General features: G+C 41.9%; 22 protein-coding genes and 1 pseudogene. 7 read left to right on the top strand and 16 right to left on the bottom strand.

Features of this window, described 5'->3' with window-relative positions:
• Nucleotides 1-111: 111 nt before the first annotated feature.
• A pseudogene (locus IWA51_RS02230) lies at nucleotides 112-2,353 on the bottom strand (peptidase U32 family protein).
• 63 nt (nucleotides 2,354-2,416) lie between these two features.
• Here IWA51_RS02230 and IWA51_RS02225 point away from each other — a divergent pair.
• From IWA51_RS02225 to IWA51_RS02215, 3 genes are all read left to right on the top strand, one after another.
• Nucleotides 2,417-3,781, top strand: coding sequence for an MATE family efflux transporter (locus IWA51_RS02225; protein ID WP_198442982.1), 1,365 nt, complete (start codon nucleotides 2,417-2,419; stop codon nucleotides 3,779-3,781).
• A gap of 94 nt (nucleotides 3,782-3,875) precedes the next feature.
• Nucleotides 3,876-4,781 (top strand): ABC transporter permease, encoded by a 906-nt coding sequence (locus IWA51_RS02220; RefSeq protein WP_198442981.1) that lies wholly within the window; start codon nucleotides 3,876-3,878, stop codon nucleotides 4,779-4,781.
• A 1-nt stretch (nucleotide 4,782) separates the two neighbouring features.
• A complete protein-coding gene (locus IWA51_RS02215) occupies nucleotides 4,783-5,586 on the top strand; it encodes an ABC transporter ATP-binding protein (protein ID WP_177527835.1) in 804 nt (267 codons plus the stop codon).
• Here the strand turns inward: IWA51_RS02215 and IWA51_RS02210 are convergent.
• The 4 genes from IWA51_RS02210 to IWA51_RS02195 all read right to left on the bottom strand — a co-directional run bounded on the left by IWA51_RS02210 (nucleotide 5,558) and on the right by IWA51_RS02195 (nucleotide 11,182).
• The gene (locus IWA51_RS02210; protein ID WP_198442980.1) at nucleotides 5,558-7,663 is read right to left on the bottom strand and encodes a helicase-associated domain-containing protein; all 2,106 of its coding nucleotides are present in this window, start codon (nucleotides 7,661-7,663) and stop codon (nucleotides 5,558-5,560) included. The genes IWA51_RS02215 and IWA51_RS02210 overlap by 29 nt on opposite strands.
• Entirely contained in the window at nucleotides 7,660-9,456 is a 1,797-nt protein-coding gene (locus tag IWA51_RS02205) for a DNA repair helicase XPB (protein WP_198442979.1), read from the bottom strand. The genes IWA51_RS02210 and IWA51_RS02205 overlap by 4 nt, the downstream gene beginning before the upstream one ends.
• A gap of 230 nt (nucleotides 9,457-9,686) precedes the next feature.
• On the bottom strand, nucleotides 9,687-10,373 hold the full coding sequence (locus tag IWA51_RS02200) for an MgtC/SapB family protein (protein ID WP_198442978.1): 687 nt from the start codon (nucleotides 10,371-10,373) through the stop codon (nucleotides 9,687-9,689).
• Nucleotides 10,374-10,375: 2 nt separating this feature from the next.
• Nucleotides 10,376-11,182, bottom strand: a complete 807-nt coding sequence (locus tag IWA51_RS02195; RefSeq protein WP_177527831.1) for a hypothetical protein — start codon at nucleotides 11,180-11,182, stop codon at nucleotides 10,376-10,378.
• Between the two features lie 65 nt (nucleotides 11,183-11,247).
• On the opposite strand from IWA51_RS02195, the gene IWA51_RS02190 reads away from it, so the two are divergent.
• Entirely contained in the window at nucleotides 11,248-12,477 is a 1,230-nt protein-coding gene (locus tag IWA51_RS02190; RefSeq protein ID WP_177527830.1) for a dicarboxylate/amino acid:cation symporter, read from the top strand.
• Nucleotides 12,478-12,495: 18 nt separating this feature from the next.
• Here the strand turns inward: IWA51_RS02190 and IWA51_RS02185 are convergent, their stop codons facing one another.
• From IWA51_RS02185 to IWA51_RS02170, 4 genes are all read right to left on the bottom strand, one after another.
• A complete protein-coding gene (locus IWA51_RS02185; protein ID WP_198442977.1) occupies nucleotides 12,496-13,560 on the bottom strand; it encodes an FAD:protein FMN transferase in 1,065 nt (354 codons plus the stop codon).
• Complete coding sequence (gene aspS / locus IWA51_RS02180; RefSeq protein WP_198442976.1) at nucleotides 13,561-15,396, bottom strand: aspartate--tRNA ligase; 1,836 nt, start codon at nucleotides 15,394-15,396, stop codon at nucleotides 13,561-13,563.
• Between the two features lie 476 nt (nucleotides 15,397-15,872).
• The gene (locus tag IWA51_RS02175; RefSeq protein ID WP_198442975.1) at nucleotides 15,873-16,532 is read right to left on the bottom strand and encodes an endonuclease domain-containing protein; all 660 of its coding nucleotides are present in this window, start codon (nucleotides 16,530-16,532) and stop codon (nucleotides 15,873-15,875) included.
• Nucleotides 16,533-17,080: 548 nt separating this feature from the next.
• Nucleotides 17,081-17,863, bottom strand: a complete 783-nt coding sequence (locus tag IWA51_RS02170; protein WP_198442974.1) for a MerR family transcriptional regulator — start codon at nucleotides 17,861-17,863, stop codon at nucleotides 17,081-17,083.
• 144 nt (nucleotides 17,864-18,007) lie between these two features.
• On the opposite strand from IWA51_RS02170, the gene IWA51_RS02165 reads away from it, so the two are divergent.
• Entirely contained in the window at nucleotides 18,008-18,493 is a 486-nt protein-coding gene (locus tag IWA51_RS02165; RefSeq protein WP_198442973.1) for a hypothetical protein, read from the top strand.
• Between the two features lie 131 nt (nucleotides 18,494-18,624).
• Here the strand turns inward: IWA51_RS02165 and IWA51_RS02160 are convergent, their stop codons facing one another.
• The gene (locus IWA51_RS02160; protein ID WP_198442972.1) at nucleotides 18,625-19,509 is read right to left on the bottom strand and encodes an SPFH domain-containing protein; all 885 of its coding nucleotides are present in this window, start codon (nucleotides 19,507-19,509) and stop codon (nucleotides 18,625-18,627) included.
• Nucleotides 19,510-19,679: 170 nt separating this feature from the next.
• Nucleotides 19,680-20,120, bottom strand: coding sequence for an NfeD family protein (locus IWA51_RS02155; RefSeq protein ID WP_177527824.1), 441 nt, complete (start codon nucleotides 20,118-20,120; stop codon nucleotides 19,680-19,682).
• A 6-nt stretch (nucleotides 20,121-20,126) separates the two neighbouring features.
• Between IWA51_RS02155 and IWA51_RS02150 the strand changes: the two genes are divergently transcribed.
• Nucleotides 20,127-21,023, top strand: coding sequence for a DUF5718 family protein (locus tag IWA51_RS02150; RefSeq protein WP_230402692.1), 897 nt, complete (start codon nucleotides 20,127-20,129; stop codon nucleotides 21,021-21,023).
• A 2-nt stretch (nucleotides 21,024-21,025) separates the two neighbouring features.
• On the opposite strand, the gene sdaAA is transcribed toward IWA51_RS02150, so the two are convergent.
• From sdaAA to IWA51_RS02130, 4 genes are all read right to left on the bottom strand, one after another.
• Entirely contained in the window at nucleotides 21,026-21,901 is an 876-nt protein-coding gene (gene sdaAA, locus IWA51_RS02145; protein WP_198442971.1) for an L-serine ammonia-lyase, iron-sulfur-dependent, subunit alpha, read from the bottom strand.
• Between the two features lie 55 nt (nucleotides 21,902-21,956).
• Nucleotides 21,957-22,616 carry an L-serine ammonia-lyase, iron-sulfur-dependent subunit beta gene (sdaAB, locus tag IWA51_RS02140; protein ID WP_198442970.1) on the bottom strand — a complete coding sequence of 220 codons (660 nt, stop codon included), beginning with the start codon at nucleotides 22,614-22,616 and terminating at the stop codon, nucleotides 21,957-21,959.
• A gap of 92 nt (nucleotides 22,617-22,708) precedes the next feature.
• On the bottom strand, nucleotides 22,709-23,629 hold the full coding sequence (locus IWA51_RS02135; RefSeq protein ID WP_230402691.1) for a DUF4349 domain-containing protein: 921 nt from the start codon (nucleotides 23,627-23,629) through the stop codon (nucleotides 22,709-22,711).
• Nucleotides 23,630-23,687: 58 nt separating this feature from the next.
• On the bottom strand, nucleotides 23,688-24,569 hold the full coding sequence (locus tag IWA51_RS02130; protein ID WP_198442969.1) for a PHP domain-containing protein: 882 nt from the start codon (nucleotides 24,567-24,569) through the stop codon (nucleotides 23,688-23,690).
• An 84-nt stretch (nucleotides 24,570-24,653) separates the two neighbouring features.
• On the opposite strand from IWA51_RS02130, the gene IWA51_RS02125 reads away from it, so the two are divergent.
• On the top strand, nucleotides 24,654-25,994 hold the full coding sequence (locus IWA51_RS02125; protein WP_198442968.1) for a Crp/Fnr family transcriptional regulator: 1,341 nt from the start codon (nucleotides 24,654-24,656) through the stop codon (nucleotides 25,992-25,994).
• Here the strand turns inward: IWA51_RS02125 and IWA51_RS02120 are convergent.
• A complete protein-coding gene (locus IWA51_RS02120) occupies nucleotides 25,966-26,664 on the bottom strand; it encodes an SIMPL domain-containing protein (protein WP_177527818.1) in 699 nt (232 codons plus the stop codon). The two genes, IWA51_RS02125 and IWA51_RS02120, sit on opposite strands and share 29 nt — an antisense overlap.
• Nucleotides 26,665-26,708: the final 44 nt, after the last annotated feature.

Below are 26,708 nucleotides of genomic sequence, written 5' to 3'. Positions count from 1 at the left end.
AAAAAATCCGGTAAGTGCACACATGTTTTGCAAAACACCTGCGTACAAACTTACCGGATTTTTAAAGGCCGGAAAATACCACGCCTATGAAAAAGTCAGCTGCTGAACGGCTTATTTTGGTCGGTGTTTTTTTACGGCACCTTTTGCTCCGGCATTTTTTGCACCAGCTGCCTGGTAAGCTTCTATCTTTTCGGGATCGTAAAAACCATCCTTCCAGTTAAAGCGGGAAGAACCGGGTATTACTGAATGACTCTGTATAAGCATCATGAGTTTTCTGATGTCCCCCTTAACTACCTTTGTTCTTGAAAAATCAAGAAGAAGATGCTTCCAGCCCCTGTTCTTGAGCGCGTCAATTTTGTCTATAATACTGAACGGAGCTTCAGGCATGACATAAGAGCCGTCTTTTGTTGACAGGACTTTAAAACTCATATTCTCTTTGTCGTTAAAGTATGTAAACTCGTATTCTGCAGGAAGAGAAAATCTCATTCTGAACAGAGCCGGATATGCAAACACAGACAGAAGAACTCTTGAACGTTCAGACATATTTTCAAAAGTTGCATCAAGATTCTTTTCTGAATTTTCTACAGGAGTCTGCAAAGCCATAATGTTCTGGTTTTCAAGGAAACTTACGGCCCATCTGTTAAAGGTGTAAAGATAAGGTCCCGCTATCATATGAACATCTTTCTTTGTTTTAAGAAGATTTATATGAGCCAGATTGTTTACGACAAAAGTCTGGTAACCGTTCTGCACAAGTTTGTCCAGAGTTTCAGAAAGGCGTGCAATACTTCCTTCTGCAATAAAAGGATCAAGCGAAATAATTACCATTTTTTTGCTGTACGGAAGAAGCGGCTTGTCACTCTTGTCCTTGTTTAAAAAGTCATATTCTGTTTCTGAATTGAGTTCGATGATGATTCTTACCGGTTTGAATCCCTGGGCAGCATAAGCATCTGCTGTTGTAGAAACCTGCACGTATGTTCCTTCTGGAAACCACCGCAGCTCATTCTTTTCTGAAGGAGTAAGGTCCAGTACAGGAAGTCTTTCGGGACCGGGCTGGCGGCGAAAGCGTGAAAGATCAGGCGGAAGAACACGCTTGTATCTTTTTGACATTGCCTTTGTCTGAAGAAGATATACACTGTCACCGCGTGAAAATCCCTTTGGAACATCTATCCAGCGGATGTTTTTTTCATCCACAGAAACAACGCGCACTTTGTGGCTTACGCGGCCTGTATCATCGCTTTTGTGAAGCCTTATGCTGTCTCCGGGATCGGGTTCATAATCGCCACCCGAAATTACAGCCATCTGTATTTCTGAAGAAGCATCTGACTCTGCAGAAGTCTTTGTTGCCGCCAGAAAATCAGAGCGTTCAGACTCATTGGCAGACCTTACAGAACTTATGCGTCCAAGATAAATTCCTGTTCCTCCGGCCTGCTTTGGATTAAGTATTTTGGCTCCGGCATCTGCGATTCCTTCGGGAATAGTTTTGAAGCCGTACCAGTAATCTGTTTTGGAACGGGCAAAATCTGTACTGAGTATGCGTTTTCCTTCGGCAATGGCTCCCTTGCGGTCATTTTCCCAGTGGTCCATCACGTAACGGTAGGCGGCAGTAACGGCACCAACATATTCGGCACTTTTCATGCGGCCTTCTATCTTAAAACTGTCTACACCGGCCTGCATAAGATCGGGTACATGTTCTATAAGTTGCAGATCACATGGAGAAAAGTAATATCCCTGTTCTTCACTGCCTCCGTTATCTGCTGTGTAAAAGCGCCGGCATGCCTGAGTACACATACCGCGGTTTGCAGACTTTCCGCCAAGGTAACTCGAAAAGAGACAAAGGCCGCTTTCACTTACACAAAGCGCACCGTGAACGAACATTTCGAGTTCTGCATTTGTATTTGCCTTAATGGACTTTATTTCATCAAGACCAAGTTCTCTTGCCACAACAACGCGCTTTACACCCTGACGGCACAGAAGATTCGCTGCGGCCGCACTTTCTACATTCATCTGTGTAGAAGCGTGAAGTTCAAGTTTTGGGAAGAACTCCTGACACATTCTTATGACACCAAAATCCTGGACAATAATTCCGTCAGGACCAACGTTATTCAAATATGAAAGAAAACGGTAAAGACGTTCGGTTTCGCTTTCTTCGCTGACTGTATTGACCGTTACATAAATTTTTTTTTCCGAGTTTATGCACGCTTTGGACTGCGCCCTCAAACTGATTCCATGCGAAATTCGAAGAGCGCAAACGGGCATTAAAACTCTTGAGTCCAAGATAAACTGCGTCTGCTCCCTCGCCTATTGCTGCATCGAGAGCCTCTATGTTTCCTGCTGGTGCTAATAATTCTGTCATATCAAAAGTATAGCATTTTTGCTGGATATTGCACAATAATTATTCTCATGCTATACAAATAGAATGTACTTTTCAAAACTTAATTCAGACGGAACAGAAAACTACAGGTTCACAATCGTAAAAATTGCACTTCCAATAATACTCAGTTCCCTGATTTCACAGGTTCAGATGCTTATAGACAGAATTTTTCTGGGCAAACTGGACGTTATTTACATGAGTGCCGTAGGAAACGCAACTGCACCTATGTGGACTACAATTTCTGCCATTTTTGCACTTACAACCGGAACAACAATTCTTGCAAGCCAGGCAATCGGAAAGGAAGACAATACAAAAGCCCTCGAATTCATGGCGTCGCTGTTCAAATACAACAATTTTCTTTCTATTATATTGTTTATTTTCTGGGCATTGTGTCCAAAACTTGTCTATACAGCAATGGGCGTCTCTCCTGAAGTAATGGTATATGCTGTCCAGTACACCGTAATTTATTCCCCGGTCTTTGTTGTAACAGGAATAGGTGCCGGAATCAATTCTTTGCTTCAGGTATGTTCCTATACAAAACCGCTGGTTGTTACAGGAATAATCCGTTCACTGCTCAACGTGGTTTTGGACTGGTTGCTTATTTTCGGGAACTGCGGCTTTCCGGCGATGGGTGTTGCCGGAGCGGCTCTTGCGACAACAATTGCAGAATTTGCCGGCGGAACAGTACTTATTTTAATCGTAGTAAAATCAAAAAGGCTCGAACACAGACCGTCAATTGCACAGATTTGTTCGGCCAAATTAAGGCCTTTTATTGACGCAATAAAAATGGGGTTCCCGTCAGCAGCAGAAGATTTTGCATGGAATATAGGAAATCTTCTTTTGATAAGAATACTCAATTTCATAAGCCCGGTTGCTGCAGGTGTCTACACGATTGTATTCGGAATAGAAGTTATTCCGGTTGCAATATTCGGTTCGCTGGGAAATGCAACGCTAACTTTAACAGGACGTGAGACCGGAAAAAAAGATTTTGTTCAGCTTCACAAAATTGTTCACACTGTAATGGCATGGGCAATAATTGTATCTTTTGCAAATCTGGCGCTTTATGTTCTTTTCCCCAAGCCGATAATGGGTCTGTTCACAAAAGATGCTTCAATAATTTCAATGGCTCTGGTCTATATTACCATAATCGGAATAGATTTGTTCCCCAAGTCACTTAACATAATTGTCGGGTCGGGAATACGAGGCTTTGGCGACACAAAATGGATGCTTTTCACCCAGCTTTTCGGAACAGTTTTTGTTGTTGCAATAGCGTCACTTCTGGTCTTTGTTCTTAAACTGGGAATTGCAGGTGTATTCGCCGCCGTTGTCTGTGACGAAGCCGTGCGCTGTATAATCAATACGATAAGATTCAAAAGAATAGGAAAAGTTGAGCCTGAAAAAAGTAAATAAACCGGTTTTCTCCCGACAGCAGGATTTTCGGAATGCGGCCTGTTGACCAGAAAACCTATTCAACAAATAAGATTATTGTGTTACTATCAATAGTATGATTTCAGGAATCTTAATTGAAGGCTTAATCTACGGAATAATGGTGCTGGGACTCTTTACGACGTTCCGTGTTTTGAATTTCTGCGACATGACGGTCGACGGTTCTTTTCCTATGGGAGCATGTGTTCTGGCCGCCTGTCTGGGTGCAGGAATTCCTGTTGCTGGTGCGCTGCTCATTTCTTTTGTGGCAGGACTTGCGGCAGGACTTATAACAAGTCTTATTTACACAAAGCTGCGTATTCCGGATCTTCTGGCCGGAATTCTTACGATGACAATGCTTTATTCCGTTAACTTAAGAATTATGTCAAACAGGGCAAATGTTTCTTTTTTAAGAACACCAACACTTTTTTCAAAAATTATTGACGGCATGTACGAACTGTTCCCGGCAGTAGAAAATCCTGACTGGGGAATTGTTGTTTTTCTGATTCTGTTTGTTGCCGCTCTTAAAATTCTTCTGGACATTTTTTTTCATACAGACATGGGACTTACAATGGGCGCGCTCGGTTCCAATCCGCAGCTGGTAATTTCGCAGGGAGTAAATCCTGATGTTCTGCGCACAATCGGAATATGTTTCGGAAACGGACTTGCAGCCCTTGCAGGTTCTTTTGCCGCAATGTACAACGGTTTTGCCGATGTGGGAATGGGAACAGGAACTGTTGTAAGCGGACTTGCTTCCCTTATGCTGGGTGAATTTGTTCTGCGTTCAAACAGAATAGGACTGCAGACATTCAGGGTTCTGATAGGTTCGTGCATTTACCGTGCGCTTATGATTCTTGCAAGAACATACGGCCACTACATTAATCTTACGCCAAACGACCTTAAGCTGGTTACCGGAATATTGATTATTCTGTGTCTCATCACAACGAAACTTAAGATTAAAAAAAGATCAACAGAGGAAAAGTAACATGATGGACCTCAAAAACATAGGCATAACTTTTAACGCAGGAACACCCGATGAAAACCGTGCGCTTCACGACATAAATCTTACAATAAACAAAGGCGACTTTATTACGGTCATAGGTTCAAACGGCGCCGGAAAGTCAACACTTTACAATTTGATTTCGGGAACGTACTTTCCAACCTGCGGAACAATTACGCTCGACACAGAAACAGGCAAAAAAGACATCACGCATGAAAAAGAATACCGCAGGGCAAAATACATAGGACGCATTTTCCAAAATCCGCTTTTGGGAACAGCCGGAAAAATGTCCCTTGAAGACAACATGGTAATTGCTTCAAAAAAAGGATTCAAAGGACTTTCCATAAGCCTTAACAACAAAATGCGCGAACACTTTAAGGAACAGCTTTCAATTCTAAACATGGGACTTGAAAACAGACTGAATGACAACGTGGAACAGTTTTCGGGCGGTCAGCGTCAGGCTCTGACTTTACTTATGGCAGTAATGTCGCGGCCGTCACTTTTGCTTTTGGACGAACACACGGCAGCACTTGACCCGACAAACGCCGCAATTATAATGGAACTTACAAAAAAATTTGCAGCAGAATACAATCTTACCGTCATGATGGTAACCCACAACATGCAGCATGCGCTCGAATACGGAACACGTCTTTTGATGATGGATGGCGGTGAAATAATTCTGGACATAGGAAGCGAAGAAAAAAAATCACTTACCATGGACGGAATCGTAGAAAAGTTCAGACAGATAAAAAACAAATCCCTTACGAGCGACCGCATTCTTTTGCAATAAAAGCTGAACCGCGAATCTTTTTTACACGGACTGCAGCGCTTACAGAAATTACCAGAGGCTCATCAGAAGCGGTGGTTGCAAGATAAAGTTCTGCGCCGCCGCTTATTTTATTTAAATGAACGGGCCGTCCTATAAGCGGAACAGGAGAATCTTCCAGTTCTATTTCCAAAAGACTGCCTCCCTGAACAGCACTTTCAATGACATGAATTTTACCTGTGTAGTCCATTCCGCCGGCTTCAAGAACTTCAAAGCGCACACTTTCTGCACGCAACTGAACAGGGTTTACAATAACCCGGCGTTCTATGCGCTCAAGGAGGCACTCTTTTTGCTCTGCGCTCATTTTCATGGAAGACAGAACTTCTTTAAGCTGCTCTATCACCAAAGCAGCAGAATTTTCAGAAGAAGTCTGCGATGCTTTTTGGGCAGAAAAAATATCCGTGTACGAACCACCGCAATAAATTTCACTGAAACCTGCCGGATCTTGTTTTTGAGGTTCAGATTTTATTCCTGAAACAAAATCAAGTCCTGCTTTCTGAATAATTCTGCATGCTGTTTCATCGCAGTCAAAATCAAGAAGAATAATTCCGGGTGCTATTGTTTCCCTTACAAAAGGCGCAAAATTGGGATTTTTAAGAACAGCTTTTTCACTTTCAGGCGGAATGCGCAGAATGTACCCTTTGTAAAGTCCCGCTGAATTAAAGGACGAATACCATTCTTCTACAGAAACGCAAAGATTCTGCGGAACAGGATAAGGAGACATTTTTTGCAGAACAGAAATTATTTTTTCTGCATTCATTCCAAGACCAAAGCCGCGCATGACAGAAGAACGTGAAACGGTAAATGCACTCACCGTGTCAAACTGAACTGCATTGGCAAATTTTACAAGTTCAAGAAGTTGCGTAAGGGAAGCACCGGGCATTACAGAAACAGAAAATGCAGCATCTACACTAAGCGGCTGTACGCTTTCGCCTTCGGACTGCTGCGGATTTATAAACTGTTCCGACACTTTAAAAAGATCCTCACCCTGTTCATTTTTACCGGCAACTTCAAGGACACCAAATTTCACGGCATTGTCTATAACCAAATCGGAAATTCCACTGTCAGAAAGAGATGTGTCGTCCTGCAAAGACTGCGCTCGCCGCAGGAGTTCTGAAACACGCCCCGCGCCAAACAGTTCATGACCGCCCGTTTTTTCTTTGAGAACAAAAATAATTTTTTTTAAATCAGCGCGGGTAACATATTTTTTCTGAACAGAATACAAGGCATCTGTCAAAAGCTGGGCATACATTATGAGCGTGCGTCTGGAAAACCTTGTTACAGCCGCACAAAGATACGCAATTCTGTTCTGAAAAGAAAGTCCAGCAAACTGACTCAGAACATTCCATTTTATTTCCAGTCCCGAATCTGAATCTGCCAGAAGAGAAAGATTTGTCATGCTCCTGACAAGTGTTTCTATCACCGCCGTTCTGTCAGAGCCAAAAATATTTTTAAGTTCTTCTGCCGGATGTTTTTTAAGCGCACCGTCTGAACGGCACAATTTTTTGTTTGTAACAAGATATGAAACAAGCACTGCAAAAAATTCATTGCTTAATGCAAAAGATTCAGAATCCGAAGGAGTAAAATTTTCTGAAGAAGAAACAAGCGCATTCATTCCGAGCATGGAAGACAATTCATCTTCCAAAAGAGGATTTATTTTTATCTGAACATTACCGCTCTTCTTATCTGCAACACGGTAAAGTACAAGACGTTCCGAAAGATTTGCTACACGTTCGTAAACTTCCGCAAGTGAAAACTGCGGTTCCAGAAAAGATTCCAGTTTTTTTTCATCACACGAAGGAAGCAGCCAAACAGCCGAAAGCAGTTTTATATCGCTGCTATCCAAAAGCGCAATTATGTTCCGACGGTTTTCATCTTTGCGTATAAAAGCACCCAGTTCTTCAATGAGCTTCTGCTTGTTGTAGGGAGTCTTTACTTCGCCAAGATACATTCTGACAATTTCAAAAAAATAATCATCGGGAAGAATAGAAAAACTTTCGCGCCAGTCAATTATTTTCTGAACCTTCGGTGAAATATTCACATGCAGCCTCCGTATTCAAGAGATTGTTCATCAAGTTCTTCAAGACTCTGAGGATTGATATAACGCAGTATTCTGTAAGAGTATCCCTGTTCTGCAAGAAATTTCTGGCGGTTGCTTCCAAAATCTTCTTCGACAGTGTTGCGCGTAATAAGTGTAAAAAAACGCGACGTGCGTTCCTTTGGCCGCAGAATTCTTCCAAGACGCTGTGCTTCTTCCTGACGCGAACCGAATGTTCCGCTTACCTGGATTGCAATACTGGCATCAGGCAAATCTATGGCAAAATTTGCAACCTTGCTTACAACAAGAACACGTATTGTTCCGTTGCGGAATTCTGAATAAATTCTGTCGCGTTCGGCATTCGGAGTTTTTCCAGTAATTATGGGAGCATTAAGTTCCTGCGACAATTTCTGCAGCTGGTCAATATACTGGCCTATGACAAGAATTTTATCTTCACTGTATTTTGTTACAAGTTCGCGCACGACTTCTGTTTTTACAGGATTTTCACTTGCGATTCTGTGCTTTATTCTTGAACCGGCAACGGCATATTCAATTTCTTTTGACGAGTCCAGATCAAGTCTTACTTCGACACATTCTGCAGAGGCAATCCATTTGTCGCGCTCAAGTTCTTTCCACGGAACATCATAACGCTTTGGTCCTACAAGAGAAAATACGTGTCCCTCGCAGCCGTCTTCGCGAACAAGAGTTGCAGTAAGTCCAACGCGGCGTACAGCTTGAAGTTCTGCCGCAACTCTGAATACCGGAGCCGGAAGCATGTGTACTTCATCATAAATTACAAGTCCCCAGCCTTTTTTTCTGAAAAGCGAAAAATGCGGGTAAGGTCCGGTCTTTTCGGGACGCCATGTTAAAATCTGGTAAGTGGCAACCGTAACAGGACAAATTGTTTTTGACTCACCGGTATATTCCGAAATCTGCTCTTTTGTAAGTGTTGTCTTGTCAAGAAGTTCAGAAATCCACTGGTGCACGGCAGAAATATTTGTTGTCACAATCAGAGTATTTGTCCGAAGCATATCCATTATTGTGATTCCAACAATAGTTTTTCCTGCACCACACGGAAGCACTATTGTTCCAAAACCAGTTCCCGGTCCGCGGTCACCTACAATTGACTGCGCTGCTTCACTCTGGTATCTGCGGATTTCAAACTTCTTTCCCGAAAGTGTTGTTTTTCTGAGAGAAAATTCAAGCGGTTCACCGTCCACAAGCGGAACATCATCTTTTACAGGCCAGCCAAGTTTAAGAAGATTCTGCTTTATTGTTCCGCGGTCGGTAAGAAGAAGCTTAAAGCAATAGCGCATTTCATTCTGCGTAACATTCTTAAGCGCGTTTTCAGGCGCAATGTACTCACACGGAACAAGCATTTTTTTTGCCGCAGGGTTTGCTTCTATTTCTTTGTAAACATAAGGCGATTCCGAAACAAGATACAGAAATTCTTCGTCTTCTCCTGTCTGAAAATTTTTCTCTGAAGGAGCCGGAACAAGCCTGAGTTTTCCAAAACGGCCGGCAGATTCCTTAATCCACATAATGACTGACTGCGGAATATCATAGCGTGAATATTTTTCAAGAACAGCAACCGCATCTTCACCCGAAAAGCCTGCCCCGGCAGCGTTCCACAGCGAGAGAGGCGTAATCTGGTAAGTATGAAGATGCTCCGGTGAACTAACAAGTTCTGCAAAGGGAATAAGCGCATTTCTGCACTCTTCTGAAAGAGGCGCGTGAACATCCAAAAGGAGTGTTCTGTTTGACTGAACTATTAAAGGATTATCTGTTCTTGGCATAGCAGAATATTATACACCGAACAGAAAATGCACGCAACAGCAACGGTTTGACACGGCAGAGGCTTTATTTAACTTTTATAAAAAATAACCGGCTCGCCAACGACGCAACCGGTTATAATGAGGAGAACCTATTTATGAAAATAAAAGGTACTTTCTATGATAATCCCCCTGTATGTATTTGTCAAATTTTATTTGGGTTAAATTCTGATTAAAAAGATTGAGCCAATGCTTTAATCTGTAATTGAAAATCCGTCGAGGTTGCCCAGTTTGGAAAGGTCGTCTACGAGTGACGAAAAATCTTCTTCACGCGGGGCCTTTACTGAATAAAACAATTCGGTGCGTCTGTCAAAAAAATCGCGGCTCATATTCAAATCGGTAACAATGAAACCGTGTGTTTCAATTACTTTTTTGATTGCCTTCATATCAAGGCTTTCGTTATTGAACTGAATGTGGAGTTTTTTGCTTCTACCTGCAGGGAACAGCCTCTCTTCTACCCGTTCAAGCAAAAGCAACAGAAGAACAACCGCAGCAAGCACAACACCGGTCGGAATATAAAGTCCCGCACCGATTGCAAGTCCAAGCGACGCCGCAGTCCAGATAATAGCTGCAGATGTAAGTCCCTTGATATTCATTCCCTGACGCATAATTGCGCCGCCGCCAAGAAAACCGATTCCGCTTATAACTCCGGCCGTAATTCTTGAAGGGTCGCCGTTAATGCCTGTTCCGTTTTTTGCACCGTCAGTTACAAAACTCGAAAGTATCGAAAGCAAAGTAGAAGAAACGCAGATAAGAATAAGAGTTCGCATTCCGATTACGTGGTTATGGCTTTTGCGTTCTATTCCAAGAACAAATCCGCATACGATTCCGGCTGTAATTTTTATTACTGTTTCCAAAAGAAAGTCAAAGTTAAAATACACGTTTACCGCCTGAACAAAGAGAACGGAGACTGCACAAATTTTGCACCGCTTTTAATCCATTGAACACTATGCCGCACATTTTTCTTTTCGCAAAGTTCATCCATGTACGAACACAGCCAGCGGCTTAACTGGTCATCATGTCCTGAAACATCACAGTCCGGGTCTGATCTTACAAGAAGAATATTTACAAAACGGCTGTCTGCATAAAGGGCTGCAATATTTTCTGCAAAAGATGCAAACGAAGCTGCCGCTGCTGCAACTAAAGGAGAAGCAATTGCATTCACACCTGTTTTTAAAGCTGGAACTTTCATCACGTCCAGAGTACAGGGGCCTTCCTTTAACATAAACACAAGTGTTGCCGGCTGTTCCGCAGAATTTGCGCGTTCAAATTTGGAAATAAGTTCAAGTGCAAGATACTGAAATCCTACAGTCATATAATCAGAAACGCGGGCAATTTCTTCTGCATCCATTTTTTCTGCCGAAGAAGCAAACCACTCCTCGTCAAACAAAAGCACCGCTTCATCTATTCTGCCATAAATTGATTCAGCTTCAAGAACAAAAGAACGTGCAGAAAGAGGCGATGAGCGGTTCCATTCAATGGTACAGATTCCAGCTTTTGCTTCTATACTGCGGGCTTCTTCATAAGCTGCAACTTCTGCCCTGCGTTCGGCTATTGTTCTTCTTCTTGAATCATCTGCATCGGGTTCGGCACCGGAAATTGCAACAAGACGGCCACTTACAGAACAACCTTCTGCAAAAGAGCCTCCGTCCACCATATCCTTGCCGGCAATTAGAATATTCTTTTCCATATATATAAAATTATAGCATATAAAATTCACTTTGCAAACAACCGTCTAACTGATATAATTACGGAATGAGAATCTGGTTAAAATATCTTATAGCTATGGTCATCGGCGCGGCCTCTGCTGTTTTTCTTCCGCCGGAAAGTGCGGGCGCCCAGGCTTTACTTGATTTTGTAGTTGAACTTGTAATGCGTTTCGGAAGGTACACTCTTCTTCCCGTTTTGTTCTTTTCCATTGCAACAGCATGCTTCAAGCTTCGCGATGAAAAGCTTATGCTCAAAACCGGAGTCTGGACTTTCGGAACAATTCTGGTCTCTTCCTTTGCACTGATGCTTCTTGGACTTCTTTCGGCACTTATAATAAGGCTTCCAAGAATTCCTATTACAATAGAAAAAGTAAGTGAAGTTCCTGTCTTTAACTGGCATTCGCTTCTTACAAAAATTTTCCCCTATTCCGGATTTGAAGCACTTATTGACGGTGCATACCTTCTGCCGTGTTTCGTGTTTGCAGGATTGGCAGGAGCAGGAGCGGCAAGTGACAAAGCTTCTTCAAAACCGACTGTAACTTTGTTTGATTCACTCAGCCAGACCTGTTACATAGTCATGAGTTTCTTTACCGAAATTCTTACTGTAGGAATGATTGCTGTAATGACAAGATGGACGCTCAATTTTATGACAGTCATGAAATCAGGCGTTTACAATTATCTCATACTTATGCTTACCGCAGACCTTCTTCTTGTAGCATTTGTAATTTACCCGCTTGTCTTGAGATTTTTATGCCACGATTTGCATCCGTACAGGGTACTTTACGCAAGCATTACCCCGTTCCTTGTTGCATTCTTCAGCGGAGACACAAATCTTACACTGGCATTGAACCTGCGCCACGGAAAAGAAAGCCTTGGCATTCACAGAAGAGTCAATGCTGTTTCCTATCCGCTTTTTTCTATATTCGGAAGAGGCGGAGCGGCTTTAGTCCAGGCCGTATGTTTTGTTCTTATTCTGCGCTCGTATTCCAGTCTTGGAATTTCTGCCACCGATGTTTTCTGGATTGCAGGAATGTCTTTTGTACTTTCATTTGCTTTGGGTGATATTCCGTGCGGCGGACCATTCTTTGCAATAACAACAATGTGCATAATTTACGGAAGACGCTTTGAAGCAGGTTATCTTCTTCTAAAAGATGCTGCCCCGATAATCTGCGCCTTTGCTGCAGGAATTGACGCACTCACAGCAATGTTCGGAAGTTACATCGTTGCAGTAAAAACAAAAATGATAACCCACCAGGACATTCATAAATTTATCTGAGAAAAATCTTTTTCAAAATTATTTGTCCGCAAACGAAATTCTGAATTCAGAATCGTAGGCGGACAATTTTTTTTTGAGCGAGCGTGAAGCAACAGCCCTGTTGTCAGGAAGAATAAAAATCACGCCTTCAAATTCAACTGAAGAAGTACCCATTCTTCTGAAAAACTCATTCTGTCCCATAAGAAAAGAAATTGTACTGAGCGCATCTGCAGCCATTGAAGAAGATGCAATTATTGTTGAAGAAAGAATTCCGCTTTGGGAAGGACGGCCCGTTCTGGGATTCAATATATGATGATAGCGTACATCGTTTTTTATAAAAAATCTTTCGTAAACACCGCTTGTAACAACTGTAGCAGGAGTTTTTGTTTCATACAAAAGTGCCGGAATATCACTGGTTCGGTCGGGATTTTTTATTCCGATTCTCCATGGTGAATAATCACTTTTGTTTCCAAAGGCATAAATGTTTCCGCCAAGATCTATAATTGCACCGGGAATATTGTGTTCAGAAAGAATACGCGCAAGTTCGTCAGCGGCATAACCTTTTGCTATTCCGCCAAGGTCAAGTGCCATGCCTTCTTCTGCGAGCATTACAGTAGAAGAATCTTTTTTTTCATTCTTATTCAGTCTGATTTTTTTGTAGTCAACTTTTGCAACCGCAGTTTCTATTTCGTTCTGCGAAGGAACTTTTTCGTGCCCGGTTCCTATTCCCCAGAGTTTGACAAGCGGTCCGATAGTAGGGTCAAAAAGTCCGCCCGAAAGTGAAGCATATTTTACCGCGGACTCTATTACAAAATAAACATCGTCATGAACAGCAACGGCTTTTTTTCCTGCTGCGGAATTTATTCTGCTTATGTCAGAAGACGCACTGTTTGCAGAAAAGCGCGTGTCTATTTCTTTAAGTCGGGAAAACAGTTCACCGTACAAATCTTTTGTTCCGTTTTCAAAAGCATCTACGGTGCAGACTGTTCCCAATATTTGTTCTGTACGCGCGCCCGTTTTTTTTGAACAGGAGCAGACCAGCATTACGGCAAGAATGACAAATGCCGGTTTTATTCCTGCACAAAAATTCGGGGCACGGAACATTTACTCACCTTCTCTTTCTGTACAAACTATGTGAAGATCCTTGAGCTGGGCATCATCAACATAACTCGGGCAGTCATCCATCGGGCTTTGTGCAAGAGTATTTTTGGGGAATGCAATTACTTCCTTAATTGAATCTTCGTGGCACATAAGCATAACAAGACGGTCGAGTCCCGGTGCAATTCCTCCGTGTGGCGGTGCTCCGAACTTGAATGCATTTACAAGGAAGCCGAATGCTTTGTCTGCGCGTTCACGTGAGTAACCGACTATTTCAAAAATTCTTTCCTGAAGAGCCGGATCATTTATACGCATTGAACCCGATGCAATTTCGTAACCGTTCATTACGAGGTCGTACAAATCTCCCTTTACACTGCCGGGATCGCTTTCGAGAGTGTCCCAGTATTTTTTCTGCGGAAGTGTAAACATGTGGTGTTCTGTTTCCCAGTGGTTTTCTTCTTCGTTCCATGCAAAATACGGGAAGTCAATAATCCATGCAAAGTGGAATTCATCGGCCGGATTGTAAAGATTAAGATCCTTTCCGAGCTGCTTACGTACTGCACCCAGGGCAACACAGGCAACCTGCCATTTTTCATCGCTTACAAAAAGAAGCAGGTCATTTTTCTGCGCATTAAGTTTTGAACAGATTTCATCTTCTTTTCCTGCATAGAACTTGCTGATTCCGCCTTCGAATTTTCCGGCAGCGTCAATCTTCATCCAGGCAAGTCCCTTTGCTTTGTAAGTTTTTGCAACTGCTTCAAGGGCTTCAATATTCTTTCTGCTGAATTTGTCTGCAACATTTTTTACGACAAGAGCTTTGAGTCCGCTTCTCTTGTGGCGCTCAATTGTTTTTGAAGCATTTGCAGCACCGGCCTTGAATGCATTGAAGTCAGCAAGATCTGCCATAAATGCGGCATCCTGCATCTTCATGTCAAAACGCAGATCGGGCTTGTCGCTTCCGTAAAGATCAAAAGCATCATCCCAGGAAATTCTGTCAAAATGAACAGGCAGTTCGTAACCGAGTGTTTCCTTAAAGACATGTCCAAGCATACCTTCTGTTACGGTAAGAACTTCATCGCGGTCGGTAAAGCTCATTTCCATATCTATCTGTGTAAATTCGGGCTGGCGGTCTCCGCGTGCATCTTCATCACGGTAGCAGCGTGCAATCTGGAAATACTTGTCGAATCCGCTTACCATAAGAAGCTGTTTGTAAAGCTGCGGGCTCTGCGGAAGAGAATAGAATTTTCCGGGATGAACACGGCTCGGAACAAGATAGTCTCTGGCTCCTTCCGGTGTTGATTTTATAAAAGTCGGTGTTTCTATTTCAAGGAAGCCAAGCTTTGTAAGATACTCGCGTACAGCAAATGTTACCTTTGAGCGCAGGATAATATGGTTCTGCATAGGTGCACGGCGCAAATCAAGATAGCGGTACTTAAGACGCAGATCTTCATTCGGAAGAACAACTGTTCCGTCCTTCTGGCGGACTTCATCAATCTGGAACGGAAGAGTCTGTGCAGTGGTAAAGACTTCAATTTCCTGTGCTTCTACTTCGATTGCTCCGGTTGACATTTCTTTATTGATGTCTTTTTCGTTACGTGCCGCAACAACGCCTTTTACCGCAATGCAGTACTCGCTCTTAAGCTGGGCTGCAATCTTCTTTACATCATCGGCGGCTTTGTCACCAACAACGACCTGCGTAATTCCGTAACGGTCGCGAAGAAGAATAAATGTAAGTCCGCCAAGCTCGCGGGTACGGTGAACCCATCCGTTTAATATAACTGTTTTTCCTGCATCGGCAGCAGTAAGCTGACCGCAAGTACAGGTTCTCTTAGAATTTTCCATAAACTGCATTTTACCGCAAACAACAGTTTTGTACAATCGCAGAAATAGATATGCAGCGAGAATTCAAGTCAGTCTCTCTTTTATACTGCAGGCCAAAGTTTCTGCAGAAAATGAGCATCTGCATAATCATCGCTTTGTCAAATTGACAATCTGCGAAAACCTAACCGAAATAAGAGCCTCAAAAGAAGGTAACAGTCTTGTATTGGTGGACGAAAAAAAATCCTTATACCAGATTCCCCGCGACGAATTCCTTGCAGTCTACAAAAAACAGCAGAACCGTCAGAAAAAAAATACCTACGAAGTGGAAAGGTGATGGGAGTTATTAAACAAACCGGCACCCGCCGATGCCGATTCTTTTCTTAGCAATCGTTTATAGCTCTTGAAAGGAACAATGAGAAAAGCTCGATATCTTTTGAAAAAGCGAGCCTTCTCCGAGTATAAACTGTCACACTAACAAGTTAATTTTTATTAGTATATCAATTACTTAATGTTCTTTTTATTACATCCAGGACTTTTTCTATTTCATTATTTATTTCGTTAGTTCCAAATCGCAAAACAGTATATCCAAAATTCTGAAGTTCCCTATCAATGTTTCTGTCCCTTTCAAACTGCCTATCATTTCTGTTATGATAGGTCATTCCGTCTGTATAAATACAGACTTTTTTATTTTCCTTTTCAATATAAAAATCTGGTATTGTCAAAATAGTTTCTTTATTGACTGGTTTTGTATAATCAGAAACTTCATTAGTCTTACTTATACGCATTTGAAGTTTAGGTTGCAAGCCATTTATCACAAGTTCTCTTAAAAGTTTTTTTTCTAGTGGACTCTCGCAAACTATACAACATCTGTAGCATTCTTTTAGCTTTAGTTTGCAATCTTCACAATTTTCATAACTATTTCTTTTCCATTCTTCTTTTATTTTCCTAGCGTCTTGTACACTACAGGAAAATGTTGTCATTATTTGTTTATAATCTAAAGCTAGCAACACATTATCCAGTAAAGAATCCAAATCTCTTTCATATAAATCTTTTGTTAAAAAAGTTGAGCTATCTATTTTGAAGTAAAAACTATACTTAATTCTTTCTCCATCTTTATAGGGTTCAACTGAAATATCATCGTTACTTATTGGAAGCATTTTAACCTCATTTTATTTAAATCAAATTACAATCCCCAGTCAAACTGACGGTTTATTCTTGGTCTATAAGGTTTGATTAGTTATGGCATCCTATAACTCCCATATTCACTGGTGACTTGCGTTGCCACGATAATTACCACAGTTATAGCAGTACTCTCTTACCTAAAAAAGTAAAGAGTAAAAAAATAGCCGCCCATTAGTTTTCGTTCACATTGGACGGCTTATTACTAACAATGTGGAGATGACCAAAGGTTCGGGCATTTCCTTTCTTTTAATATACCACGCAAAACCAAATCTGTCAATTTTGTGATGCAAAGTTTGGGAATTAATAATAATTCAAAAGCGATTCTGTCCAAAAAATTTATTCAGCAAGCTGTCAGGCACAAAATCAACCTGCAATAACATTTTCGCGCGGGTAATCTGTAACGAAATTGCGTGTAGTTTTTTTTGAATTTTCCTGCTGCAAGAAACAAAAAATACAGTAACAGCCGAGATGTCGCAGACTCGAATTTTAAATTCATGCCTTTACTATAGAACAAAAATGCATATTATAAAATCGGCACCGCGACCTGGGTAATATAGTCGGCAGTATTTGTACCACGCTGCGGCGGACCTTCAAGATAAATTGAGCGGAATTTATCCTGTGCCTTTATGTTGTTTTTTTCTATATAACTCTTGAGTTCATTTATTGCTGTTCCAAGCTGTTCGTATGGCCCGCGGAAATAAATGCATAGAGCCTTTGTTGCGGCAAATTCAACGCGTTCGGGACCGTAAAAAGAATCTTCTACCGGAATACACATAAGAAGATCATTAGAGCTATCTTCTGTTCCGTGGCGCACGGTAAACATCTTGTTCACTTTTGAAATGTTCGTACACTTTGAAGCGGCAATGTAGGTTTCCCTTAATTTTATAGCGGCATCTTTTGTATCCGCACATTTATATCTTCTGCAAAAATATACACCGCGTGCAAGCAGAACTGTGTGAACAGCCAAATTGCTGTCTCTGGCTGCGCGAATCTGAAGGTTCTGGATATTTCTGTCAAGGGTATCACGCAAACTCATAAGACGGTGCAGATGTTTTTCAATATTGCTTTTGTCGTAATAATATTCCTTGCATTCCTTAAGTGAAAGTCCGAATGATTGAAGTGTGCGTATTGACTTTATCTGAATAACATTGTCTGCGGAATAATACCTGTAACCCGAGTCAGGATCTTTTTCTGCCGGAACCAGAAGCCCCAGATCCTCGTAATTCAGAATAATACGGCGTGTGACTCCGGCTCCGACAATGTTAATTACTTCGCCAATCTGGTACAAATTCGGATTTTTTTTCACTTTTACCCCCCCCCTTATAACATAATTTTAATAAAAAACTCTTGAGTTGTACATTAATGTACGGTATATAATGTTTACAACAAATATTACCAAAGACTATTAAAAAAGACAATGTCTTGGTAGCAAAACCATAGGAGGTTTTTTATGAAAAAGAGATTTCTTGCACTCGTAGGATTGCTCGTAGTAGCAGGAACAGCACAGCTTTTTGCTTGGGGAATTGGTGTTCAGGGTGGAGCAAGCGTTGGCGGAGCAGGTGGAGCAGCTGTCACATTCAAGCTTGACGAATCACCTCTCGTATTCGCTGTAGATGCTTCTTTCTATTCAAACTACATTGGAATCGGTGCAACAGCTGACTACTGGATTCAGAATCCAGACATCATGCCTGTTTCTTTCGGAAGCTGGAAATGGTACTACGGTGTTGGTCTTGCTGCCGGAGTTGGACTTGGCGATAACTATTTTAACTTCAGCGTAGCCCCGCGCGCACTTGTCGGAACAAACCTTTTCATTATGGACAACTTCCTTGAGTTCTATACTCAGCTTGCATATCAGCCAACACTCAGCATTGGAGACGCTGGTGGATTCGCACTCATTAACTTCCCGATTGTCGGCGGTGTACGCTTCTGGTTCTAATTCAAACCCTTAGTTTATCAGTTTGAATGGCTTTCCCAGAATTTCTTCTGAAGTTCTGGGATTTTTTTTTGTTAAAAAAAGAGGACCGCGATTATAAAATGCACGGTCCTGAACAGGGTTTAATTTAAATTTTATTTTTTAGCAAGTTCGGCCGCTGTTGTTACAAGTCCCGAAAGATTCTGCAAGTCTGACGGAATAATTATTTTTGTAGACTGACCGTCGGCTGCCTTTTCCAAAGCTTCAAGGCTGCGCAGTTTAATTACGGCAGCATCGGCTTTTGCCTCCCTGAGCATTGCAATGCCCTGTGCTTTTGCCTGCTGGACTTCGCGTATAGCTTGTGCTTCGCCTAGCGCTTTCTGAACAGCAGCTTCTTTCTGTGCTTCTGCTTCAAGAATAAGCGACTGTTTTTTTCCTTCTGCTACAAGAATTGCGCTCTGCTTCTGTCCTTCTGCAATAAGAATTGCCTCGCGTCTTTCGCGTTCAGCACGCATCTGTTTTTCCATAGCTTCTTTTATTGCTTCCGGCGGAATAATATTTTTTACTTCAACGCGGTTTACTTTTATTCCCCACGGGTCTGTTGCCTCGTCAAGAATACTGCGCATCTTTGTATTTATTACATCGCGGCTGGTAAGCGTCTGGTCAAGTTCAAGATCACCAATTATGTTTCTGAGCGTTGTGGCCGAAAGATTTTCCAGAGCGTTAATAGGTTTTTCTACACCGTAAGTATAAAGTTTTGGGTCCGTAATCTGAAAATAAACGACAGTGTCTATCATCATTGTAACATTGTCTTTTGTAATTACAGGCTGCGGCGGAAAGTCCAGAACTTTTTCTTTCATGGAAATTTTGTTTGCAATTCTGTCAATAAACGGAACCTTTACATGAAGCCCTACTTCCCAGGTTTTGCAGTAAGCACCAAGCCGTTCAATAACAGCAGCATGTGACTGCGGAATAATTCTGATGTTTGCAGCCACAAGAACCGCCACAATCACAACCAGTACAATAAAAATGTAAATCATTTTTTCTCCTATAAATAAAAATTTGGATTGTTGAAACAATCCAAATTTTTATTTAGTGCGTTTTGCAACGAAGTGAAAAACGCAGTTCAATCTATAAAAGTTTGCAACGCGAACTTTGAGTTAAAAAAGCCGGCACCATTTTGACGGATTTTTTATACTCCTCCTATAACTTATTTTACAAAAAGTGTGTTTCCTTCTATGTGGTCAACAACGCATCTTTTTCCCTCTTCGAGCACACTGTTGTCTGCAGAAGCGGCAGTCCAGATAACCCCGCCGCGTGCCTTTACTTCACCGCGGTCAAATTCAGATATCTGTTTGACAACAAGAACTTCCTGCCCTACAAGAGTACCGCTGTTGGTTTTATTGCGGCCAATCTTAAGTTTTTTTACTGCAAATGGTCTTGTAAAAACAATGAGCGCGGCGCAAATCACAACGAACAAAAGCACCTGCCACCTTAAAGGAAGCTGAGTGCGTGCAATAAAAATCATGGGAAGAGCAGCAATTGCACTCCATATTGTAGTAAGCGACATTGTAACTGCTTCTATTAAAAGACTCAGAACAAGAACACCAACCCAAATCCATGAAATATTATCCAGAATAAAATTCATCATATTTTCATGGTAGCAGATTTCACAAAAATGCGCTACACTAAAACCATTATGCAGCCAATCATCAACTTAAAAGAAATTCCATGCTTCGGAGTTGCCGGAAACTTTACAGGGCATCTTGAACAGGCTGGAGAAGCCTCTGATTTTACAAAAATAATTGCTGACGAAAAGAATGCGCCCAAAGCAATTTTTCCTACATATATTCCGGGAGCAAAAGAAAATGTTCCGCAGTTTCTGGGGACATTCCCGTTCGACAGTGACAAAATAATTTTTCCGCAGGGAGAACAAAAACTTCAGATAGAACCGGAATGTGCGCTAATCTGCGACGTAACCTGGAGCGAAAATAAAATTACAGATCTGGTGCCCGTTCTGTTCGGTGCCTCAAACGACTGTTCCATCAGAAAAGAGGGCGCAAAAAAAATAAGCCTCAAAAAAAACTGGGGAAACTCAAGCAAGGGTCTTTCTCAGAATTTAATTCCGATAGACAAATTTACACGTGGCGGAATTCTTGACCGTTACAGAATTGCAAGTTTTCTTGTAAGACAGGGCGAAATTTTTACTTACGGTGAAGACAGTGCCGTACGCGACTACAGTTACATTTATGAAAAATTAATTTCGTGGAGCATAAAAAAACTGAACACACAGCAGGATGAAGGACCTGCAGAAAACATCGGCCTCTACCTTAATTCCAGCACACGCCCTTCAAAAATACTTCTTTCCATAGGAGCAACCAGATACACGCAGTTTGGTGAAACGAATTTTCTTAAAGAAGGTGACAAGTCAGTTGTAGTTCTTTACCCGGAACAAAAATACCGGCCGGAACAGATTGCACAGAAATTAAAGGACGGAAATCTTAAAGAAGACAAAGAAATTTCTGTTCTGTCCCAGACAGTTTTTATCCACTAAAGTCAGGACACGGCAAAAGATTCAGCAACTTTTTTTGCAGAAGGAGATGCAGCAAGTCCTCCAAGACCTGTTTCTTTTAGGGAACTGTCCATTTTTATTCCGACTGCACGCATTGCATCAATCACTTCATCAGCCGGAATTCTGGGTTCAATGCCTGCAAGTGCCATATCTGCGCATGAACAGGCATTGACTGCGCCAACAACATTTCTCTTTACGCACGGAATTTCTACAAGACCTGCAACCGGGTCACATACAAGACCAAGAAGATTCTGCAGCGAAAATCCTGCCGCACTTGCAATCTGCCGGGCACTTCCGCCGTAAAGGTACACGAGTGTTCCTGCTGCCATTGCAGAAGCAGATCCAATCTCTGCCTGACAGCCGCCTTCTGCCCCGGAAATGGACGCGCGGTTTGCAATGACCTGACCGATTCCAGCGCTTACAAAAAGCGACTTAACAATCTTGTCTTCTTCAAATTTATTTTCTTCAAAAAGTGGAACCAGAACTGCAGGAAGAACACCGCACGAGCCGGCTGTAGGAGAAGCAACAATTCTTTTCATACAGGCATTTGATTCAGCCATTTTAAGGGCATTCGTAATTACATTCAGAATAAAAGGACCGCAGATTGTTTTTTGTGAAGAAGCATATTTTTTAAATCTTCCGCCGTCACATCCTGTAAGTCCGCTTCGTGAAAGAAGATTGTCTTCGTAAGAATGTGCTGCTTCAAGCATGGCCTTCCACATAGAACGCATTTTTTCTTTCACGCACTCACAGTCCGTTCCCGAAGAGCGCATTTCGTTTTCTATAACAACATCGGCAAAATCTTTTGTTCCGCCGGAATTTTCGCACTGTTCAACTATTGAATTCAAACTTTCAAACATTATTACCTCTTATAAGAAAAGTCGCAGCGCATACTTTCCTGCACCGCATACTTTCTTAAACATTAACGTATGTGACTTTTATAATTCCGGGAAAGTGTTCAATCTGTGAAACAATTTCTGCAGGTATTCTCTCGTCGGACTCAATTACCATAACTGCATAACCACCGCGCTCGTTTCTGTAAAGCTGCATGGCTGCAATATTTATTTTATTGTAAAAAAGAAGTGAAGTTACCGCGGCTACGTGTCCAGGCTCGTCCGAATTGTGAACGATAAGAGTAGGCATTTCTGCATTAAAATTTACTTCAATGCCGTCAAGCTTGTTTATCATTATTCTTCCGCCGCCGACAGAAGATGCCTGTACAGAAATTTTTCTTCCGCCTTTTCCCTGAAGATTCAGAATTGCCGTATTGGGGTGCGCGTCCTGAAGCTGAACTGTAGAAAAGAAAAATTTTATTCCTGAATCCGCAGCAATTTTCATACTGTCGGGAATGCGTATGTCATCGGGCTGCATACCAAGAAGGCCTGCAATAAGTGCGCAGTCAGTTCCGTGACCGTGATAAGTTGCCGCAAAAGACCCGTGGAGCTGAATGTCTGCAAAGACAACTTCATCTTCCAAAAGTATACGCGAAACGAGACCTATTCTTACAGCCCCTGCTGTATGTGAACTGGAAGGACCTACCATAACCGGCCCCAGAATATCAAAAATACTGCTCATAATATTTATGTTATTCTAGCACCAGTATCAAAAATAAAAGTGTAAAAAACGGAACTATAAGTTCAATTAAAAAAATCAGTTTTAAGTTGAACTTACCTGATTCTCCTGAACAGTTTTCTTATAAGTCCGATTTTTCCGAATGTAAGCCAGTAAATTAACATTGCAAAAAGAATTACCGGCACGCCAAAAATAACGATGTACAAAGCAACAAATGCAAAGTTTGCAAAAAAGTTTACCACATTACCAAGAAATTTGCGCGCACCTGTTTTTGTGTCGGGCAGAATAAAACCTGTTTCACTCTGGTTTACAGGAAGGGACGCATAGACGTTTATTCTTGAATAGTCTATCTGGTTTTTGAGCCTGTTCATCTGGCCTTCCATGCGCTCAAGTTCCGAAGTAATGTCATTTATCTTGGTTTCTATCTGAAGCATTTCTTTCATGTCTTTTGCTTCAGACAAATATTTTTCAAGGCGTTCCAGAAGAATGTGTCTGGTAGAAAGTCTTGTTTCGAGGTCATAATAATTGTCGGTAACATCATTTGAGTAAATGTTCTTTGACTTGAGTTTTCCTATCTGACCGCCTTCATTCATTGCATTGTGGAATTCTGCGGAAGGAATATTTGCCGTAAAGCTTACCGAAGTTGAACTTTCAGAAGAATTTGAAATATAACCGCCAAATTTTTTTACCCAGGCTTCGACTGCCTGCTTTGATTCTGCAAGGCTTGAAACTTCAAGATTGATGTCGCCGCTGTAAATTAACTTGCGCTCCTGGACAACCCCTGAATCCGGCGCACTTTCTTCGTAAACCGCATCATTTGATTCCATGACAGACATTTCCGTTGCAGCCATTGAATCTGCAGCAAAAGCCGCAGGAGCCATTTTTTTTGCAGACATCATGCGCGCAGAACCGTTAACAGTACCCTGACCAGCCGTCTTTGAACACGAAGGCAAAAATACCAGCGACACCAGAACCGCCGCTGTAAGTATAATTTTATAAAATTTGCTCTTTAACATTTTAATCATGCCTCCAAATATTTTCTTTACAAATTATACTATAAAACCCTTCGGCCGGTTACTGGTTACAGAAACTGTGGTCGTTACCGCCGTGCAGTTCCACAAGACGCGGCTCCAGATTTTTTGTCCAGCAGTCATCACTTATCTTTAAGCCGCCCGAAGAAAAGCCGATGTGTCTGTCTGCACGTACTTTTTCACCATGAAAATCACTTCCGCCGGTAACAAAAAAACCAAGCTTTTCGGCCATGTCACGAAGCCGCTCTGCCTCAGAAACACGCGCTCCGGGATGCCACGCTTCTATTCCCAGTACACCGAGTTCCCTTACTGAACGAAGCGTTTCTTCCATTCTTCCCCACGAAACATACATCGAAAGAGGATGAGCCTGAACAGGAAGACCTCCGCTCGAAAGAATTGCATCTACAGCCATTTCAAGATCGGCTCCTTCCCGGTCAACAAAACACGGCCGTCCTTTTGCAAAATAATTGTCAAAAGCCTGCTGACGGCACTTAACAAAACCTTTTTCTTTCATATATTCTGCAAAGTGGGGACGCCCCAGAGTCTTTTCTCCAAAACGCGCTGCAAGTTCCTCGTACGAAATGTTAATTCCGTTTTCCTTAAGTTTCTGCGCCATTTTTCTGTTGCGGAACTCACGCTCCCTTCCCAAAAAAGCAATCATGTCCTTAAGTTCCGGCGAAACGCGCTTGAGTCCCAGTCCCAGAAGATGGAATTCACCTGTAGGCCACTGAATATTCAACTCTATACCCGGAATAAAATTAATTCCTTTTTCAAAAGCGGCTGCCTGTGCTTCAACAAGACCGTCAGTCGTATCGTGGTCGGTCAGTGCAAGCGTTTCAATTTTCTTTGAGGCGGCAAAATTTACCAGTTCAGAAGGTGAAAACGTACCGTCAGAAGCGCTCGAATGAGTGTGCAAATCTATCATAATCAGCCGGAATGATAGCACATTTATTCATTTTATGATATAATACAAAACTGTTGCAATTTTTAAAAGTGTACGGGTGTTAAAATGCCAAAATCAGTTTCGTTCTCTAAGGGTTCAATTATTTTTTTTAAGGGCGACAAGGATGAATTCATTTATATTCTCCAGTCCGGCGGTATAATGCTCAAGGGAACAAACCTCGAAACCGGTGCCGAAGAAATAGAAGCCCTTCATTCCGGCGAGTTTTTTGGCGTTAAGAGTGCCCTTTCAAAAATGCCTTCTTCGGTAACAGCAGTTGCAGCCATGGATTCTGTAGTAATTCAGCTTACAGTTACCGAATTTGAACAGGTTTTCAGCTCAAAAACGGCCGTTACAGAAAAAATGCTGAGGGTTTTCAGCAAAAATCTCAAGTCAATTCACCGCCAGATGGAAGAATTCCTTAACAACGCCCCTGAAGAAATAACCCCCGACGAAGGAATGACGCTGGTTGCAAAAGCCTTTTTTAACGAAGGCGAATATATTTCATGCAGAAGCATCTTAAAAAGACTTTTGTCAAAGATTCCGTACGTTGCAAACCACGATGAACTCGAAAAACTTGACCAGGAAGCAGCAAAAAAGCATAACGAAACCCCTGCCCTTCCAAATGAAGAACCGGAACAGGAATCCGAACAGAAACTGAGTACGCCGAATCAGTTTAACCTTCCCATTTTTGACCGTTTTACAAAAAAATATGCAAACGGCGAAGTCATAATAAGCGAATTTGAACCGGGCGAAACTTTCTATCTCATTAAATCAGGTCAGGTTCAGATTGTAAAATGCATAGGCGACAAAATCAAAAGTCTTGACATCCTTAAACAGGGCGAACTTTTTGGCGAAATGGCCATTCTGGACAATTCACAGCGAAGCGCAACCTGTCTTGCAAAAGGCCCCGTTTCATGTCTTGAATTCAACAAGGAAAACTTCAAGGCACTGGTTCTGGCAAACCCTCAAATTGTAATGAACCTGCTTAAACTTCTTTGCAAAAGAATCTGCGACCAGGAACGCCGTTTTAGGATTATTCTTATAAAAGATATACGCGCGCGCATTGCAGATATTTTTCTTATGTACAACGAAATTTACTTTGGCTCAATGAAAGACGAAAGGAATTCACAGAGATCGTTTTTTATGACAGCTTCAGATATTGCCGGATGGGCTGCCTGTCCTATTAATCAGGTCAAGGATGAACTCAACAAACTGATTTCAAAAAATAAAATCCAGATGTTTGATGACAGAATTGTGGTTATCAACATTCACGATATGAAGCGCATTGTTGACACTTACTACAATAATATTAATTCAGACTTAAAGACTACGGCCGGCAAACCTTTAGGAAAAGCACCGGCCGCAAGAGAAAGACCTGCTACTTTATCAGATACTCAACAGTCGTAACAACGCGTACATTCTTTTTTTCTTCAAGTCCCACAGCAAGATTATCTATGCTGAACAGTCCCTGTGTGGCTCTCTTTATTTTGCCTACTTTACTGCCTGAATCACGTGCAAACTGTTCTGCCGCAAGACGTGCATTCTGCGTGGCTTCTGCTATCATCGCGGGCTTTATTTCGTTGAGCCCCGTAAATTCATAGGAAATTTTGCTGTCATAATCCTGACTAACCGCGATTCCGTCTCCCATAAGCTTAAGGGAATCTGCGTGGGCGGCCTTAACCTTGTCTACCTTTGACGAACGCACCAGAATAACGTTCTTTGCAAGATAAGTATAACGGTCTGCATTTCTGTCTATGTATGGATTCACCGAATTGTCTGTAATACTCGGTGCCTGGACAGTATAATCAGAACCGTCAAGCCCGTATTCCGCAAGATATGCCTTTACTGAATCTACAGCCGTCATTACATTTTTCTGCAGAACAGCAAGATCGTTCCCGCCAAGAGTAAAAGAAAGCGGCCATACAGCAATGTCGGCATCAACTTCTTTTTCTGCAAGTCCGCGGACGGTAACGGTTCTGTCAGGTCTTGCCACTGTAGACAGCCCAAACGCCAATATACATGCAGAGGCAATAACAGAAACTGCCGCTGCAATCACGATTGTTTTGATTTCTTTCATAATACAAAAATCCCCCGTAGATTTATTCTCTTTTAAATAAACAT

The sequence above is a fragment of the Treponema peruense genome, assembly GCF_016117655.1.
Classification (GTDB): domain Bacteria; phylum Spirochaetota; class Spirochaetia; order Treponematales; family Treponemataceae; genus Treponema_D; species Treponema_D peruense.
Note: the sequence above shows the minus strand (reverse complement) of the source record. Positions and strands in the feature narration are given on the sequence as shown.